This is a genomic window from Kaistia soli DSM 19436 (assembly GCF_900129325.1).
In the GTDB taxonomy this organism is placed as follows: Bacteria; Pseudomonadota; Alphaproteobacteria; order Rhizobiales; family Kaistiaceae; genus Kaistia; species Kaistia soli.
The window spans coordinates 469,955-486,736 of the sequence record NZ_FQUP01000001.1 but is presented as its reverse complement, the minus strand read 5'-3'; the positions used below and the strand labels follow the sequence as shown (position 1 = coordinate 486,736).

Here is a 16,782-nt window from a genome sequence, read left to right as displayed (position 1 = left end):
GGACTTTAGAGCGTTTTCATGCGGAGTGAACGCCCGTTCGCGCGGGTTGCGGCCTCCGGCCGGATATCGGGCTAGAGAGTGGCGGGACATCTCCGGCGAAACGATGTCCAGTCGCCAAAATTGCCGGAAACCTTCTCTTAACCACGCTTCCTAACGGGACCTTCACCCTGTTCGCTAACCATGGTGCCCGAAATCGTGGTGTTGCGTTGGGAGTTGTGGGGCATGCGTGGAGTACAGCTGAAGACGGTCGCACCGGCGGTCCGTCCGGCCTTTGCCGATACGATCATCAAGGGCGATTGCGTAGCGGCCCTCGAGCAGTTGCCGGCTCACTCGATCGATGTGGTCTTCGCCGATCCGCCCTATAATCTCCAGCTCGCCGGCGGCCTGACACGGCCCGACCAGTCACTCGTCGATGCTGTCGACGACGATTGGGACCAGTTCGCGAGCTTCGAGGCCTATGATGCCTTCACGCGCGCCTGGCTTCTCGCGGTGCGCCGCGTGCTGAAGCCAGACGGCTCGCTCTGGGTCATCGGCTCCTATCACAACATCTTCCGCGTCGGCACGATGCTGCAGGATCTCGGCTTCTGGATCCTGAACGACGTTGTTTGGCGCAAGACCAACCCAATGCCGAACTTTCGCGGCAAGCGGTTCACCAATGCGCATGAGACCATGATCTGGGCCTCGCGCGGTCCGCAGTCGCGCTACACCTTCAATTACGAGGCGATGAAGGCCTTCAACGACGATGTCCAGATGCGCTCGGACTGGCTGCTGCCGATCTGTACTGGCGGCGAGCGCCTGAAGGACGCCGCGGGCCAGAAGCTGCATCCGACGCAGAAGCCCGAGGCGCTTTTGGCGCGCGTGATGCTCGCCTCGACCAAACCCGGCGACATCGTGCTCGATCCCTTCTTCGGCTCAGGGACGACGGGCGCCGTCGCCAAGCGCCTCGGCCGACACTATGTCGGCGTCGAGCGTGAGCAGGTCTATATCGACGCCGCGACCGCGCGCATCGCGGCCGTGGAGACGGCGCCGGCAGCGGCGCTCGAACTGCTGCGCGGCAAGAAGGCCGAGCCGCGGGTGCCCTTCGGCGCACTGGTCGAGCGTGGTCTGATCCAGCCGAACGAGATCATGACGGCCATCTCCGGCCGCCATCAGGCGCGCGTCCGCGCCGATGGCTCGGTGGAATCGGGCAGCCATACCGGGTCGATCCACCGCGTCGGCGCTCTGGTGCAGGGCTTCGACGCCTGCAATGGCTGGACGTTCTGGAACGTCCACCGCAATGGCGTCCTGACCTCGATCGACGCGCTCCGCCAGATCGTGCGAGACGAAATGGCGGTCGCCGGAGGCTGAGGCGGCGTCAGTCGCAGGAAAAGCGGAAGCTGTCGTCGAGAGCGAGCGGCAGCACGAGACTGTGCATCGACCCCTCGCGCGCCGCTGCACAGAGCATCGTTCGGGATTTCAGCCCGTCGCCCTGGTATTCGACGTTGAAGATCGGCTTTCCCGCTGCTGCGAAAGGGCGGAGTCTGTCGCATTCCCTGAAGGCGTGACACTGCTCGTTGACCGCGAAGTCGAACGCATCGACGAGCGCCGCGACCTGTTCGAGATCATTCTTCAGCCCGATTTTCAGGTTGCGCCTATGGGCTTCCGCGGCAAGGAAGCGATTATAACTGGCCTGGTCCTCTGACGTCAGCGGAAAGCCGCTGTTATTGGCAAAGCCGTCGACATTGTCAGGGTCGACGCCGTCGCAGGCTTTGGCTGCGGCCAAATCCAGCCGCCTCTCGATCATGAAGCGCCGGACATTGGCGGAGCGGATATCGAGCCAGCGCTCGCCTTCCCATCCATCCAGTTTCTTTCCCAAGTCGGAGGGCTGGAAGACCCCGACATCACTCCTGAAATCCTCCGACGAACCGGCCGAGAAATAGCAGACGACGAACCGGCCCCGTCGATGCAGTGCGTCGATGGTGGCCTGAGGCGTATCGATCAGGTCGATATCGTAGACGTCGACATCGTAGCCGGTGTTGACTGTGCCCTGGAGTTGCAACTGCCAACTGCCGCCGGGCTTCGGTGTCCAGCCCCTGTCGCGTGCCATCGCCAATTGCGGAAATGCGGCGGCGACGTTGGCAAATAGCGCGGCGAAGAAGGCGGCGGCGATCGCGATGGTCGACACTGTGTGCGCCGCCTTGCTCACACGAACCGGAAGCCGGGCGGATAAGCGTGGAAGCCGTCGAAATCCGCCTTGCCGATCAGGACGCTGGCTTGGCGCAGGATCGCGAAGGCCGTCATGAAGTGAAAGAAGAAGTTCGGCAGCGCATACTGGGTGAGAAAGGTCAGCGCATCGGTCTCGAATTCTGCCTCGCCCGCCGTCTCGATCACGCGCACCGCTTCCTTGCCGTTGATGTCGCCCGGCTCCAGGCGCGATAGCGCGTCGATCCGTTCGGCAATGCGGGCATGGAGCTCAACGATCGTCGCGGCCTCGGCGTTCGGAACGGCCGCGAGCGCGGGCGCGATCGGCCGCAGCGCCCGGATCGAGAAGCCGGCCGCAATGAGAACCTGCCGGCGGAGATCGAACATGTCGGTGCTCAGCGACAGGGCCAGCAAGTCTGCCTCGCTGACCCCGCGTGCGGCCGCGAAGTCAGCGACGCGGACGAGCAGCCCATCAAGCTGCCTCAGATAGCGGATCAGGACCGGCACCGAGATGCTGTAGAAATCGGCCATCGACGCCTCCCTGTTCCTCGCGGCCAGTTGAACCTTCAAAGGCTCAGGTGCGCACCGAGATGCCGTAGCGAGCGAGATCGGCGCGCATCGTTGCCGGGTCGATGAAGCGCTCGGCGTTCCAGCCCGCGGCGCGGGCCGCTTCGATATTGGCCGGCATGTCGTCGAAGAACAGCGTCGCGGCCGGATCGAGGGCCAGCGTCTCGGCATGGTGGTGATAGATCGCCACATCCGGCTTCACGAGGCGGATCTTGCCCGAGACGGTGATCCCGCGAAACGTTGCGAGATAAGGGAAGCGTGTCTGCGCCTCAATGAATGTGTCTTCGGCGAAATTGGTGAGCGCCGTCACGTCATAGCCCTCGGCGATGAGCGCTTCGAGAATGGCGGCCGATTCCTCGATCGGGCCCGGCACCATCTCGTGCCAGTGCTTCCGCCAGGCGCGGATATGGTCGGCACCGTGCGGATGGAGGGCGATCGCCTCGGCTTCCGCGTCGGCCCAGCTCCGGCCGCGATCCTGCTCCAGATTCCAGTCATGAGTGCAGACCTCGGCGAGAAAGGCAGCGCGCTCGCCGTCGTCGGGGATCAGGCGGCGATAGAGCAGCTCCGGGTTCCACTGGATGAGCACGTTGCCGATGTCGAAGACGATGTGGCGGATCTCGGGTGTGGAGTCGGGCATGCGTTGGCCTCTGGTTGTCGTTCGTGTGGGTCCCTTTTGGGGACATGCTGCGGACGTCGCGGCGCGATCAGCGGCGCCGTCTGGTGATTCCAGGATGGACTGCTTCGATGGCCTTTTTCATGACGCTCGGCAACGCTTCGCCCGGAAGATCATCCGGTGGCGACCACCAATGTCCTTCCGGCAGGTTGAACCCGCGCGGCGGCGCGGCGGCATAGATGTCGAGCGTCAGGCGGAAATGCGTGAAGACATGCACCACAGGCGCGACGGTGCGTTGCCAGTCGGCGCGAAAAGGTGCGTCAGCCAACGCCTTGTCGGAAGAGAATACCGGCAGCCAATCGGTGCCGGGCACCTCGGTCATCGCGCCGAGCAGCCCTTTGTCCGGCCGCCGCCTCAGCAGGATCGCCCCGTCTTCCCGCCGCGCGACGAACGCGGCGCCGGCCCGCTCCGGCCGCGCCGTCTTGGCCGCCTTGCGGGGGAAGCTCTCCTCGATCCCGGCGGCATGCGCGGCACAGGACGCCTCCCATGGGCACAGTACGCAGGCCGGCCGCTTCGGCGTGCAGATCGTCGCGCCGAGATCCATCATCGCCTGCGCATAGTCGCCGGGCCGCGCTTTCGGCGTCAGGCGCTCTTGCAGCCGTCGGATTTCGGACTTTGCCCCCGGTAGCGGGGTTTCCACTGCGAAGACACGGGTCAATACGCGCTCGACATTGCCGTCGACTACGGCGGCGGGCTGGTCGAAAGCGATCGATGCGATGGCCGCCGCCGTGTAGCTGCCGATGCCGGGCAGCGCCGCCAGGCCCGATTCGGTCTGGGGGAACTTGCCGCCAAGCGTTCCGGCGACGGCTTCAGCGGCGGCTTTCAGGTTGCGCGCCCGCGAATAATAGCCGAGCCCCGCCCAGGCCTTCATCACCTCTTCGGACGGCGCGGCGGCCAGCGCCGCGACATCCGGCCAGCGGTCTAGGAACGCCTCGAAATAGGGCTTCACCGCCGTCACGGTGGTCTGCTGCAGCATGATTTCGGACAACCAGACACGATAGGGATCAGGCGTGACGCCACGTCCGCGCTCGGCTGGGCCGATGCGCCAGGGCAGCCTGCGGGCATGGCGGTCATACCAGGCGAGAAGATCGGCGGGCGCGGGGGCGGGCAGGGTTTGGGCATCTATCGTCGTCATGGCCGGGAGTGTCGCTGAGGGCGCCCGACTGCGCCAGTGGTCGATCGGCGCACTCCGATTGATCCGTGTCATCGCGCCATGGTCGCCAACCGCTATCTGGATGGAGCAACCGGAGCGGAGACACGTGATGACCAGTGATCTGATGGCCTTGCGCGGTGATGTCGACGCGCTGGCGCATGCCGTCGCGGAAGAGGGCGCTGCAATCTGCGCCGACTGGTCGGCCTCGATCGAAAGGTCGGAATTCCGGCCGAGCGCCCGAAATCTCGCCGACTACCTTGCGCTTCGCCGCCGTGACAACCGGCCGCTGCAGCGCCGGCTGATGGCACACGGGCTCTCGTCGATCGGGCGGCTCGAAAGCCGCGTCATGCCGACGCTTGATGCCGTCCTCGCCGCCCTCGACGCGATCACGGAAAGCGTCCCGCGCCGCCCTTTCCCCAGCGAAGCTGACTTTTTCGCGGGCGAGCAGCATCTTGCCGATCGTACCGTCGAAATCCTGGGTCCGCCGACCGAAGGCCGGGCGGTGCATCTTCTGGTCACGTGCCCGAGCGAGGCGGCCGATGGGCCAGACTTCATGCAGGGGCTGGCCGACCTCGGTGTCGAAGCGATCCGCATCAATTGCGCCCACGACGATCGTGAGGCATGGGCGCGCATGATTGGTCACGCCCGCATGGCCGGCGCGGCCTCCGGCCGTCCGATGAAGATCCTGATGGATCTCGCGGGTCCGAAGATCCGCACCGGCGCGGTTCGTGATCTCGATGGACGCAAGCGCGTCAAGGAAGGCGAGCGCTTCGCGATCGCGGCGCCGGGACGTCTCATCGATACACCGGCGGACCTTCTCGCTGTCGAATGCACGCTGCCGCAGGCGCTGGCGGCCTGCCAGCCGGACGAACGCATTTTCATCGACGATGGGAAGCTGCCGACCGCGGTGATGGCGGTCGAGAGCTGGGGCGTCGTCGTCGAGGCGACGGGCGCGCCCGACGAGGACGGCTACAAGCTGAAACCCGAGAAGGGCGTCAATTTTCCGGACACCCACTTCACGATTCCTGCGCTGACGGCCAAGGACATTGAAGACCTCGACTTCGTCGCCCGCAATGCCGATGGCATCGAATTCTCCTTCGTCCAGTCGGCATCCGACATCGACGATCTGCACAAGGCGCTGGCGGCGATCCGGCCGGATTGGCAGAAGCTCTCGCTGGTGCTGAAGATCGAGACGACCCGGGCCTTGGCGAACCTGCCCGAGATGATCGTGCGGGCGGGTGGCAAGCAGCCGACCGCCATCATGATCGCCCGCGGCGATCTCGCGGTCGAAATCGGCTTCAACCGGCTTGCCGAAATGCAGGAAGAGATTCTCTGGATCGGCGAGGCGGCGCAGATCCCCGTGATCTGGGCGACGCAGGTGCTGGAGCATCTGATCAAGAAGGGCTTCCCGTCGCGCGGCGAGATGACCGACGCTGCCATGGCAGCCCGCGCGGAATGTGTGATGCTCAACAAGGGCCCGCATCTCTTGAAGGCGATCTCGGAGCTCGAAATGCTGCTCACCCGCATGGGCGGCCACCAATACAAGAAGACGCCAACGCTCAGGAAGCTATCGAGCTGGTAGGGGTCAGCTCGCCGCACACCTCCGGAAGTTTTCCCTGTCATTGCCGGGCTCCACCCGGCGATCCAGCCTTTGCAGCCAATGCGCCGAAGCGTGACTTGCTGTGAAGCGGGTTTGATCGCCTCCCACACTGAATTCCGGATGTTGTAGTGAGCATCGACAGGCCACAGAAAAGGAACTTGAATTGCGGTTGAATCGCTGAGGGTATCTCTCTAGGCGGCACGAGGGTTTGCGAGATGCCTGTTCGACCGCCTGCTCGCCTTCCTATTGCGACCGATCGCCTCATTCTACGGCCCAGCATCGGGCAGGATGCACATCGAGCCCTGGAAATCAGGTCGGATTGGAATGTGTCACGCATGTTGAGCATGGCGTCCTTCCCGCCCGATCCCGCGGCGACCGAGAGGTGGTTTGCCGACCATGAGCGGGAATGGACGGCGGGAGAGGCCTATCGTTTCGCCATCGTAATTGACGGACGAATGGTCGGTCTTGTCGACATCGACGGTGTCGATGAGAACAAAGGGACGCTCGGTTACTGGATTGATGGTTCGGCTTGGGGGCGCGGCTACGCGTCTGAGGCGGCGGGTGCGGTGGTTCACTTCGCTTTCGGGACGCTTGGTCTTGCGAGACTTGAGGCCGGGCATGCTTTCGACAACGAAACATCGGGACGAGTGCTGCGAAAGTTGGGCTTCTACAACCTCGATAGTGTGCGGCGCTTTTCGCATCCGCGCGGCACGGACATAATGCAATATCGCTACGCGCTGGACTCGAAGTCTACGACTAGCTCGCCTCCAAGAACCTTTCGGCCGTCTCGAGATCGACCGAGACGAGCTGGCTGACACCTCGCTCGGCCATGGTGACGCCGAAGAGACGGTTCATGCGCGCCATGGTGATCGGGTTATGCGTGATGGTGACGAAGCGCGTGTCGGTGGTGCGCGCCATCTCGTCGAGCAAGTTGCAGAAGCGCTCGACATTATGGTCGTCAAGCGGCGCATCGACCTCGTCGAGCACGCAGATCGGCGCGGGATTTGTGAGGAATACGGCGAAGATCAGCGCCATCGCGGTCAGTGCCTGCTCGCCGCCCGAAAGCAGCGTCATCGTCTGTGGCTTCTTGCCGGGCGGCCGCGCCATGATCTCGAGCCCCGCTTCCAGCGGATCGTCGGATTCGGTCAATTGCAGTTCGGCCGTACCGCCGCCGAAGAGATGCGTGAACAGTCGCTGGAACTCTGCATTGACGACGGCAAAGGCGGCAAGAAGCCGTTCGCGGCCCTCGCGATTGAGGCTGCCGATGCCCTGGCGCAGCCGGCGGATCGCCTCGATCAGGTCGTCGCGGTCCGTCGTCAGCTTGTCGCGCCGCGATAGGTTTTCATTGACCTCGTCTTCGGCGCGCAGATTGACGCCGCCAAGCTTCTCCCGCTCCTGCCGCAGCCGTTCGAGACGCTTGTCGACCTGGTCGAGCTCAGGCAGCGGCGCGGCCGGGTCGAGCTCGGCGATCTTGGCGACTTCATGCGGCTCGCAATCGAGCGTCTCGGCGATGCGCGCCTCGATCTCGCCGCGCCGCTCCTCGCTCGCCTTCAACCGCTCCTCGGCGCGGCCGCGCTGCTCGCGCGCCTCCGAGAGCGCGGTCAGCGCATCGCGCGCGGCGGTATCGGCAAGCGTCTGCTGGCGCTCCGCCGCGGCCAGCTTTTCGGCTGCCTCGCGCCGGACGATTTCCGCCTTGCCGATCTCGAACACGACAGCGCGCCGCCGGACCTCGAAATCAGCCGGCGATTCGAGAAGCTTGGTACGCTCGATTTCGAGCGCAGCGCGCCGGGAGGCAAGACTTTCCATCTGCGTTGCTGCGTTCGCCGCGCGCGCCTGCCAGTTGCCGCGCTCCGTGCCGATCGCCGCAAGTCGTCGTCGCCGCAATTCGCCCTCGCGGATGAGGCTTTCGGTCGCTGCGCGTGCCTCGGTATGAGCCGCGCGCCGCTCGGCGAGCACGGCACGAAGCTGGTTGCAGCGCTCGGCCGCCGCAGAAGGATCATCAGCGGCCGCGAGCGCCGCGCCAGCCACCTCCCGGGCGCCTTCCGCGTCGCGAAGCGCCGCATCGACGCGGCTGCGCGCTTCCGAAACGGCGGCACGGCGGGCAGCGAGCCGGCCCTGCTCGCGCTCGGCGGCGGCAAGACGTGTGCGCGCTTCATCGAGCGACTTTTGCGCATTGCGGGCGGCCTCGCGTGAAATGCGCTCGACATCGCCGGCCATCCGAGTCGCCGCCAGGGCCGCCTCCAAGGTGGCTCGCCCGTCCATGACGCTCTTCCGGGCTGCACCGATCTCGCTCTGCAATTCGGCGAGACGATTGCGGTTGGCAAGCCGGATCGCCGCGGCCGTCGGCGCTTCGGCGGTCGCGACGAACCCGTCCCAGCGCCAGACATCGCCCTCGCGCGAGACGAGCCGCTGGCCGGTCTTCAGCCGGGCTTGCAGCGCTGCGCCCTCGCTGCGGTTCACGATTCCCGTCTGCGCAAGGGCCCGCTGCAAAAGGGCAGGCGCCTCGACATGGGCGGCGAGGGGACGGGCGCCCGTGGGAAGCAATGGATCCGCATCCGCCGTCTCGGCACCGGCCCAATGGGCCGCGGCGGCGGGATCGTCGGAGAGATCGAGATCATCGCCGAAGGCAGCGGCAAGTGCCGCCTCGAAGCCGCGCTCGACCTGCAACGCGTCGAGGATCGGCGGCCGGCGGCCAGAGCGGATCCCAGCAGCGAGGATCTTCTCAAGCGCGCGCATTTCGCTCTCGATGCCCGAATGCGTGCGCTCGGCCTCGGTGAGCGGGGTCCGCGCCGCGCCTTCACGCTCCCGCGCCTCGGCGAGTTGCCGCTCGGATGTCGTGACGCGCGCATCGGCGGCGCTGCGGGCACTTTCAGCGGCCGCCACCGCCTCTTCGGCCGCTGCCAAGCCTGGCAGCCGGGCGATCTCGGCCGCGAGCGCCGCCTCGTCGCGGGCGACACCGGCCTGCTCGGCTTTCGCCCGCGCCAGTCGCTCCTCGGCTGTCTTCACGGCGCGTTCGAGTTCGGCTCGCCGCGCGGCAAGAGCGGCATGTGCCGCGGTCGCCTCGCCGAGCCTCCGCTCGGCCTCGCCCATCGCGGTCTCGGCGGCGCTCCGCCGCGCCTCTGCAGCGACGCCAAGGGTCACCGACTGCTCTTCCTCGCCGCGCAGCCGCGCCTCCTCGGCGTCGAGCGCTTCCATCATGCCGGCATTCTCGCGCTGCAGCTTTTCCTCGCGCGCGATATCGGCTGCCAGATCCTTGAGGCGGCGTTCGAGATCGGCGAGCCGCTCGCGCATCCGCCGTTCCTCGGCTTCGATGCCGTTGCGCTCCATGCCGAGACGCTGCAGCGCGGCGGCCGCCTTGGCCTCATTCTCGCGTGCCGCGGGAAGGGCACTCGCCGCGACCGCCTGGTCGCGCGCCGCGCCGGTCTGAACGTCGGAGCGCTCGCCGACCTTGGCCGTCGCGGCGGCAAGCTGCGCCTCGCCCTCGCGCATTTGGGCGGTCGCAGCGGTGAGGCGGAGATAGAGCGCCAGCGCCTCGGCCTTGCGAATGTCGCCGGAGAGATTGCGGTAGCGATTGGCTTGGCGGGCCTGGCGCCGCAGCGCTTCGATCTGTCCCTCGATTTCGCCGAGAACGTCGTCGAGCCGTTCGAGGTTCTGTTCGGCCGCTTTCAGTCGCGTCTCGGCCTCGTTGCGGCGGGAATAGAGGCCGGAAATGCCGGCCGCCTCTTCGAGGATCGCGCGGCGTGCCTGCGGCTTGGCCGAAATCAGCTCGCCGATGCGCCCCTGTCCGACCATGGCCGGCGAGCGGGCGCCGGTCGAGGCATCGGCGAATAGGAGCTGCACATCACGGGCGCGCACCTCGCGGCCATTGATGCGATAGACCGAACCCGCCTCGCGCTCGATACGCCGGGTCACCTCCAGCATGTCGGCGTCGTTGAAGGCGGCCGGTGCCGTGCGGGCGGAATTGTCGATCGCCAGCATCACTTCGGCGGTGTTGCGCGCCGGACGATTGCCACTGCCGGAGAAGATGACGTCGTCCATGCCGGACGCGCGCATATTCTTGTATGAGCTTTCGCCCATAACCCAGCGCAGGGCTTCGACGAGGTTGGACTTGCCGCAGCCATTCGGGCCGACAACGCCCGTCAGGCCTGGCTCGATGACGAAATCGGACGCATCGACGAAAGATTTGAAGCCAACGAGGCGCAGGCGCGTGAATCTCATCGCCGCGCATCCCGGGGCAACGGCCAGCCGGCCGTTCCCCTGGCGCAGGCGGCGCTAGGAAAGAAGCGCGTCAAAATCCTCGAGCGAGAGCGCACCCGGCTTTTTCACCCCGTCCACGAAGAAGGTCGGCGTCGCATTGACCCCGAAGGTTGTCGCGCCGCGATCCTTCACCGCATTCACTGCATCGAGCAGCGCCTGGTTTTTCAAGGCGAGCTCGAAAGTATCCTGTGTAAAACCGACCTGCTTGGAAAGCTGCTGCAGCGCCGAGACCGGATCATCGACGAAGGCCCACTTGTCCTGCTGGTCGAAGAGCAGGTCGACCATCGGGAAGAAATTGTTGTTCGGGGCGGCATGCGCCAGCATGAACCCGGCCGTAGCCAGCGGATCGAGCGGGAAGTCGCGCAGGATGAAGCGCACCTTGCCGGTGTCGATGTACTTTTCCTTGAACGGCTTCCACGTCGTATCGTGGAAATGCTTGCAGTGCGTGCAGGTGAGGGACGCGTATTCCACCACCGTGTGCGGCGCCTTCTCGTCGCCAAGCGACATATCGCCGAGCGGACCGGGCTTCAGCAATTCGGCGACATCGACCTTGTCTTCGGCGAAGGCCGCCGCGGGCAGCATGGCGACAGCCCCGGCCGCCAGCGTGCCAGCGCCGAGCCGGATGAAAAACTGTCTGCGATTGAAGTCCACGGTCTCAGTCTCCCAGGAAAGTAGCGACATCGGTTCGCCGCCACGATTGCCACGCCTCAGGTGAACAATGCCAGTGAAAATGCGGCGTTTTGCTGGTCGCGCATGTTCACGATCGCTCGACCTCGCCGTAAACCGCCCGTCCCAGGCGCTCCAACGCCTGTCGCAGCCCGTCGCTTTCGATGTCGGCGACCGCGGCAGCGGCCTCGCGCTCCGCCGCAGGCGATATTGTCTTTGGTCGCTTCGGCTGCGGAGGGGTGTCGACCGGGCCTTGGATAATCCGCAGCGCCGAGACGGCGCCGAAGCCAAGGAAGCCGTTGACGCGTTCGAGGATTACAGCCGTCTCATGCTGGAGATAGATTGCCATGCCAGCATCGACGCGCACCACCAGCGTCGCACCCTGACGGGCATTGGCGCCGGCAGCCGCGGCCTCGCGCCTTGGCCAGATCAGCTTGTCCGGCTGGGTCGCCCGGGCATAGCGCGGCCCGACGACTTCGGCCCAGGCCTGAATCAGGTCGGCCGTCGCGAAGCCGCGCTTGGCGCAGACCGGCTCTATGACGGCGCCGACAAGGGCGCCGATCGCCGCCGCGTCGCGCGGACGCCTCTGCTTTGGTGGGCTCGCCATGACGGCTCTTGTCGCACGCGCCGAGCCTCGCTTGAAGGGCCAAGGCGGACGGATTCGGCCGCGCGCGGTGGACAAGGTGTGGATGGCAGTATAATAGATAAGCCGAATCAAACACTTAAGTGGCGTTCACGCTGCCTTGACACGATTTATGCCCGTCACTATTGTGCGCGCGGTTTCAAGGGGGAAGGCAGAACGGTCTGACGGCTTTTCCAGATACCCGACGAGGATGACGCGATGAGCGACAACGGATCGGCGGGGGACGGGAAAAGCGGCAGGGCCACTGCTCGTGAAGAAGCTGCGCTCGCCGAACGGCTGCGCGCTCTCGGCAGCAAGCTGGATAAGGCGGAGGCCGAGGCGAAGCAGCAGGCGAAGGCCGACGTCGCCAAATCTGGCGGAATGCAGGGCATGGGCTTTGCACTTCGCGTGGCGAGCGAGTTTGCGTCGGGCGTGCTGGTCGGTGCCGGTCTTGGCTGGCTGATCGACCGATGGCTGGGAACGGCCCCGTGGGGATTGATCGGGTTGCTTCTGCTCGGCTTCGCAGCAGGCGTTTTGAACGTGCTGCGGGCGGTCGGGAAAGTGGCGCAGCCGGAAGAGCGGGTGAAGCCGCGCTCCGGCAAGTGAGATTGGCATGTCGCGACCGACATGCGCTGCGGTAATACCGCGGCCATGACGGGCGAAAGCGCCGCGGCATTCGCCGTGGCGGGGCACTAAGGCGAAGAGGCGGGCTCGGTGGCGAACGATCCGATCCATCAGTTTCAGATCCACGAGTATTTCCCGCTCGGCCAGTTCGGCGGAATGGAGTTCCATTTCACCAATTCGGCTTTGAGCATGGTCGCCAATGTGGCGGTCGTGACCGGTTTCCTCTATCTCGCCACCACCAAGAAGTCGCTGGTTCCCGGCCGCGTCCAGTCGGTTGCCGAACTCGCCTATGAGTTCGTCGCCTCGACGCTGAAGTCGTCGGCCGGCACGGAGGGCATGCGGTTCTTCCCGTTCGTCTTCTCGCTGTTCATGTTCATTCTGACGGCCAACCTGTTCGGCATGTTCCCGTATTTCCTGACGGCAACGAGCCAGATCATCATCACCTTCGCGCTGGCGATGACCGTGATGCTCGTGGTCGTCGGCTACGGCTTCTACCGCCATGGGGCGCATTTTCTCGGCCTGTTCGTGCCGAGCGGCGTGCCGGGCGCGGTCATTCCGCTGGTTTCCGCGATCGAGGTCATCTCGTTCCTCTCGCGTCCGATCAGCCTCTCCGTCCGTCTCTTCGCCAACATGCTGGCCGGCCACATCACGCTCAAGGTCTTTGCGGGCTTCGTGGTGACGCTGGCGGGGCTCGGCGTTGCTGGCATCGGCGGCGCGATCGTCCCGCTGATCATGACGGTGGCGCTGACGGCGCTCGAATTCCTCGTCGCTTTCCTGCAGGCCTATGTCTTCACGATCCTGACCTGCATGTACCTGAACGACGCCCTGCATCCCGGCCACTGAGCCGGGGCAGGCGGACAGATTTCATCAGACTGAATTACCTTCAAAGGAGAATGGAAATGGAAGCGGAAGCCGCGAAGTTCATCGGTGCTGGTCTCGCCTGCTTTGGCATGGCGGGTGCGGCCCTCGGCCTCGGCAACATCTTCGGCAGCTTCCTGTCGGGTGCGCTGCGCAATCCGTCGGCTGCCGACGGTCAGTTCGGCCGCCTCATCCTCGGCTTCGCCGTGACGGAAGCGCTGGGCATCTTCTCGCTGCTCGTCGCCCTGCTGCTGCTGTTCGTCGTCTGATTTCGGAGCGGCTGCTCTCGGCAGCTGCTTCCCGGTTCCTCATGCGGCGGCGTCCTGCCGCCGCATGACGTTCTTCCTCGATTCGGGGTCCCAGATGACTTGGCTCGTCACGTCCGCATCGGCCCAGGAAGCCGCGCCTCCGGCGCCGGCCGCTCCGCAGCCGGATTCGGCGCCTCCGCCGCCGCCGGGGCCCGAAGCGGCTCCGCATGCACCGTCTCCGACGGATGCAACGCATAGCGCCGTCGGCGCGCCGGAAGGGCACAAAGGCCCGTTCCCGCCCTTCGACACGCATACGTTCCCGTCCCAGATCTTCTGGTTCGTGATCTGCTTCGGTGCGCTCTATCTCCTGATGAAGCGCCTCGTCGTGCCGCAGATTGCGGAGATCGTCGAGGGGCGCGCGGCCAAGATTGCCGGCGACATCTCCGAGGCGCAGCGTCTGCGCCTGCAGTCCGACACCGCGCTCTCGGCTTACGAGAAGGCGCTGGCGGATGCGCGCGCTTCGTCGCATCAGATCGCGCAGGCCGCGACCGACAAGGCGAAGGCCGAGGCGGACGCACGTCGTCATGCGATCGAGGCCGAACTTGCGGCCAAGCTCGCCGACGCCGAAAGCCGGATTGGCGCCATCAAGACAAAGGCGCTCGCCGATGTCGGCGCGATCGCCGAGGAGGCAGCCGGTGCCGTCGTTCACGCGCTGATCGGCCAGCAGCCGAGCCCCGAGGAAGTCTCTGCGGCGGTTTCGACCGTTCGCGGCAGCTGAGGACGACGCCATGGAGTTCGATGCGACATTCTTTGCCCTCGTCGGCCTGATCCTGTTCCTGGTCCTGCTCGGCTATCTTGGCGTTCACAAGACGGTCGCCAAGGCGCTCGACAACCGCGCCGGCGCCATCGCCAAGGAGCTGGACGAGGCCAAGCGGCTCCGCGCCGAGGCGGCACTGTTGCTCGCCGAGTATCAGAAGAAGGCACGCGACGCCGAAGTCGAGGCGCGCGAAATCGTCGACCAGGCGGGCCGTGAAGCCGCCGCGCTCGCCGAGGAAGCCAAGACCGCGATGGAAGACTACGTCACCCGCCGCACAAAGATGGCGGAAGACAAGATCACCCAGGCCGAGCATCAGGCGATGCAGGAAGTTCGCTCGCTGTCCGCCGATCTGGCCGTTGCGGCTGCTGAGAAGATCCTCTCTGCCCGCCTCAAGGGCGATGCGGCGGCAGAGCTTGTCACCTCCGCCATCAATGATGTCCGCAACCGTCTCAACTGAGGCGAGTGACGGATGAGCGATCGAAACGGCCGGGCATTGCCCGGCTGTTTGCTTTTGGTGTGACGGGCGTTGGGTCGAACCCCGGCGCTTAGGTCGGGGTGCAGTACAGGCGGGGCGAAAATGTCAGCCAACCGCCTCGGCCAGCAGATCATTCTCCGCCATCAGCGCCGCCGGGGCGCAGCCTTCGAGCAGGGCGCGGATCGGCGCAAAGGTCGAGCGGTGCAGCGGCGTGGCGCCATGCGTCCCGAGCGCCGTCAGATGCGCCGGTGTGCCGTAACCCATGTGGCGCTCGAAGCCATAGACAGGATAATGCGTTGCCGCGCGGATCATCATCCGGTCGCGGGTGACCTTGGCGACGATTGAGGCCGCCGCGATCGAGACCGACCGGGCGTCGCCCTTGACGAAGGCCTCGCCCGGGCAGGCGAGCCCTGGGGGAACGTCGATGCCGTCGATTATGGCGTGCTCGGCAGCATGGCTGAGACCCGCCACCGCCTGGCGCATCGCCCAGAGCGTCGCCTGGCGGATATCGGTCGTGCAGATGCGGGTGACCGAACCCGCGGCTACCGAAACGATCGACGTTGCCATGATGACCGTGAACAGCGCTTCGCGCGCCGCGCGGTCGAGCTTCTTGGAATCGTCGAGGCCAGGCGGCACCCGCTTCGGATCGAGAATCACCGCGGCCGCCACGACCGGGCCGGCCAGCGGCCCGCGTCCGGCTTCGTCCACGCCCGCGATCGCCCGGAGGCCGGACCGCCGCAACCGTCGCTCGATCGCATCGGTCGGCGCGGGCGGCAGCTCGAAAAGCGGCAGCGAATCGGCGGGGCGTCTGGCCATGCCGAAGAATCGCCGGATGTCATGGCCGAGGCAAGGCGGCGTCGTGGCGCGGGGTAAGGAGGCGCCGCGCAGCCCTTCCCAAACCTAGAACAAGTTCAGTTGCGACTCGGCCTTTGCCGGAGGCGAGAACAGGTCGGTGCGGAGCTTCAGGTTGCGGCGGTTGAGGCCGAGACGCTTGGTGGCAATCTCGAAGCGGCGGCCGATCTGCCAGGCATAGGGGCCGTCGCCCTTCTGGCGTTTGCCGAAGGTCGAATCATAATCCTTGCCGCCGCGCATCGAGCGCAGAACCGACAGGACGTGGCGATAGCGATCGGGATAATGCCGCAACAGCCATTCGCGGAAGAGCTCGCTGACTTCGAGTGGCAGGCGCAGCAGCACATAACCCGCCTCCGTCGCGCCGGCGGCTGCGGCGGCGTCGAGGATGCGCTCGATCTCGGAATCGTTGAGCGCAGGGATGATCGGCGCCGTCAGAACGCCGACGGGAATGCCGGCCTCGGCGAGGCCACGGATCGCCTCCAGCCGCCGCGTCGGCGTCGCGGCGCGCGGCTCCATTGCGCGGGCAAGGCGGCGGTCGAGCGTCGTCACCGACAGGGCTACCTTCGCGAGGCCGCGCTCGGCCATGCGCTGGAGAATGTCGATATCGCGCAGCACGAGCGCCGATTTGGTGACGATTCCGACCGGATGATTGAAGCGCTCCAGCACTTCCAGGATGTCGCGCATCATCCTGTGTTGGCGCTCGATCGGCTGATAGGGGTCGGTATTGGTGCCGATCGCGATGGTGCGCGGCCGGTAGGAAGAGGCCGAAAGCTCCTTCTCCAGCAGAGCCGCCGCCTCGGGCTTGAAGAACAGCTTCGATTCGAAGTCGAGCCCGGCGGAAAGGCCCATATAGGCGTGGCTCGGCCGGGCGAAGCAGTAGACACAGCCATGCTCGCAGCCGCGATAGGGGTTGATCGAGCGATCGAAGGCGATGTCCGGCGAATCATTCCGGGTGATGATCACCTTCGCCTTTTCCGCCTGCACCTCGGTCTTGAACGGCGGCAACTCGTCGAGCGATTCCCAGCCGTCGTCGAAAGGAATGGATTGCAGCCGTTCGAACCGGCCGGACGTATTGCTCTCGGCTCCGCGGCCGCGTCGGCGCTCGGGGTCGATGCCGGGCCGCTCAAGGCCAACCAGCAGTGGATCGTGATCGGGATCGAGGGGGCGGGCGAGCGACATGCATCGATAG

At 65.9% G+C, this 16,782-nt stretch carries 17 protein-coding genes; 8 read left to right on the top strand and 9 right to left on the bottom strand.

Going from position 1 to position 16,782, the window contains the following annotated elements; translation table 11 throughout:
- Nucleotides 1-222 precede the first annotated feature (222 nt).
- Nucleotides 223-1,347, top strand: a complete 1,125-nt coding sequence (locus BUB39_RS02495; protein WP_073051452.1) for a site-specific DNA-methyltransferase — start codon at nucleotides 223-225, stop codon at nucleotides 1,345-1,347.
- A 7-nt stretch (nucleotides 1,348-1,354) separates the two neighbouring features.
- Here the strand turns inward: BUB39_RS02495 and BUB39_RS02490 are convergent, their stop codons facing one another.
- From BUB39_RS02490 to mutY, 4 genes are all read right to left on the bottom strand, one after another.
- Nucleotides 1,355-2,164, bottom strand: coding sequence for an endo alpha-1,4 polygalactosaminidase (locus BUB39_RS02490; RefSeq protein WP_210187015.1), 810 nt, complete (start codon nucleotides 2,162-2,164; stop codon nucleotides 1,355-1,357).
- A gap of 17 nt (nucleotides 2,165-2,181) precedes the next feature.
- Entirely contained in the window at nucleotides 2,182-2,712 is a 531-nt protein-coding gene (locus BUB39_RS02485) for a DUF1993 family protein (protein ID WP_073051450.1), read from the bottom strand.
- Between the two features lie 43 nt (nucleotides 2,713-2,755).
- A complete protein-coding gene (locus tag BUB39_RS02480; RefSeq protein WP_073051449.1) occupies nucleotides 2,756-3,385 on the bottom strand; it encodes an HAD family hydrolase in 630 nt (209 codons plus the stop codon).
- Nucleotides 3,386-3,452: 67 nt separating this feature from the next.
- On the bottom strand, nucleotides 3,453-4,556 hold the full coding sequence (gene mutY, locus BUB39_RS02475) for an A/G-specific adenine glycosylase (protein WP_073051448.1): 1,104 nt from the start codon (nucleotides 4,554-4,556) through the stop codon (nucleotides 3,453-3,455).
- Between the two features lie 127 nt (nucleotides 4,557-4,683).
- Here mutY and BUB39_RS02470 point away from each other — a divergent pair, with 127 nt between their 5' ends.
- Together BUB39_RS02470 and BUB39_RS02465 are read left to right on the top strand one after the other, a co-directional pair.
- Nucleotides 4,684-6,156, top strand: coding sequence for a pyruvate kinase (locus tag BUB39_RS02470; protein WP_073051447.1), 1,473 nt, complete (start codon nucleotides 4,684-4,686; stop codon nucleotides 6,154-6,156).
- A 233-nt stretch (nucleotides 6,157-6,389) separates the two neighbouring features.
- On the top strand, nucleotides 6,390-6,989 hold the full coding sequence (locus tag BUB39_RS02465; protein ID WP_073051446.1) for a GNAT family N-acetyltransferase: 600 nt from the start codon (nucleotides 6,390-6,392) through the stop codon (nucleotides 6,987-6,989).
- Here the strand turns inward: BUB39_RS02465 and smc are convergent.
- The 3 genes from smc to BUB39_RS02450 all read right to left on the bottom strand — a co-directional run bounded on the left by smc (nucleotide 6,931) and on the right by BUB39_RS02450 (nucleotide 11,704).
- Nucleotides 6,931-10,392, bottom strand: coding sequence for a chromosome segregation protein SMC (smc, locus tag BUB39_RS02460; RefSeq protein ID WP_073051445.1), 3,462 nt, complete (start codon nucleotides 10,390-10,392; stop codon nucleotides 6,931-6,933). The two genes, BUB39_RS02465 and smc, sit on opposite strands and share 59 nt — an antisense overlap.
- Before the next feature lie 54 nt (nucleotides 10,393-10,446).
- On the bottom strand, nucleotides 10,447-11,112 hold the full coding sequence (locus BUB39_RS02455; protein ID WP_084526844.1) for a DsbA family protein: 666 nt from the start codon (nucleotides 11,110-11,112) through the stop codon (nucleotides 10,447-10,449).
- Nucleotides 11,113-11,188: 76 nt separating this feature from the next.
- On the bottom strand, nucleotides 11,189-11,704 hold the full coding sequence (locus tag BUB39_RS02450; protein ID WP_073051444.1) for a DUF721 domain-containing protein: 516 nt from the start codon (nucleotides 11,702-11,704) through the stop codon (nucleotides 11,189-11,191).
- 234 nt (nucleotides 11,705-11,938) lie between these two features.
- On the opposite strand from BUB39_RS02450, the gene BUB39_RS02445 reads away from it, so the two are divergent.
- From BUB39_RS02445 to atpF, 5 genes are all read left to right on the top strand, one after another.
- Nucleotides 11,939-12,325 (top strand): AtpZ/AtpI family protein, encoded by a 387-nt coding sequence (locus BUB39_RS02445; RefSeq protein ID WP_073051443.1) that lies wholly within the window; start codon nucleotides 11,939-11,941, stop codon nucleotides 12,323-12,325.
- A 108-nt stretch (nucleotides 12,326-12,433) separates the two neighbouring features.
- On the top strand, nucleotides 12,434-13,186 hold the full coding sequence (locus BUB39_RS02440) for a F0F1 ATP synthase subunit A (protein ID WP_073051442.1): 753 nt from the start codon (nucleotides 12,434-12,436) through the stop codon (nucleotides 13,184-13,186).
- A 56-nt stretch (nucleotides 13,187-13,242) separates the two neighbouring features.
- Nucleotides 13,243-13,470 (top strand): F0F1 ATP synthase subunit C, encoded by a 228-nt coding sequence (locus BUB39_RS02435; RefSeq protein WP_073051441.1) that lies wholly within the window; start codon nucleotides 13,243-13,245, stop codon nucleotides 13,468-13,470.
- Nucleotides 13,471-13,564: 94 nt separating this feature from the next.
- Complete coding sequence (locus BUB39_RS02430) at nucleotides 13,565-14,227, top strand: F0F1 ATP synthase subunit B (RefSeq protein WP_073052698.1); 663 nt, start codon at nucleotides 13,565-13,567, stop codon at nucleotides 14,225-14,227.
- Between the two features lie 10 nt (nucleotides 14,228-14,237).
- Nucleotides 14,238-14,723: a F0F1 ATP synthase subunit B gene (atpF, locus tag BUB39_RS02425; RefSeq protein ID WP_073051440.1), complete on the top strand. Its 486-nt coding sequence runs from the start codon at nucleotides 14,238-14,240 to the stop codon at nucleotides 14,721-14,723.
- Between the two features lie 123 nt (nucleotides 14,724-14,846).
- On the opposite strand, the gene BUB39_RS02420 is transcribed toward atpF, so the two are convergent.
- Together BUB39_RS02420 and BUB39_RS02415 are read right to left on the bottom strand one after the other, a co-directional pair.
- On the bottom strand, nucleotides 14,847-15,557 hold the full coding sequence (locus BUB39_RS02420; RefSeq protein ID WP_073051439.1) for a ribonuclease HII: 711 nt from the start codon (nucleotides 15,555-15,557) through the stop codon (nucleotides 14,847-14,849).
- A gap of 84 nt (nucleotides 15,558-15,641) precedes the next feature.
- Nucleotides 15,642-16,772, bottom strand: coding sequence for a PA0069 family radical SAM protein (locus BUB39_RS02415; RefSeq protein WP_073051438.1), 1,131 nt, complete (start codon nucleotides 16,770-16,772; stop codon nucleotides 15,642-15,644).
- Nucleotides 16,773-16,782: the final 10 nt, after the last annotated feature.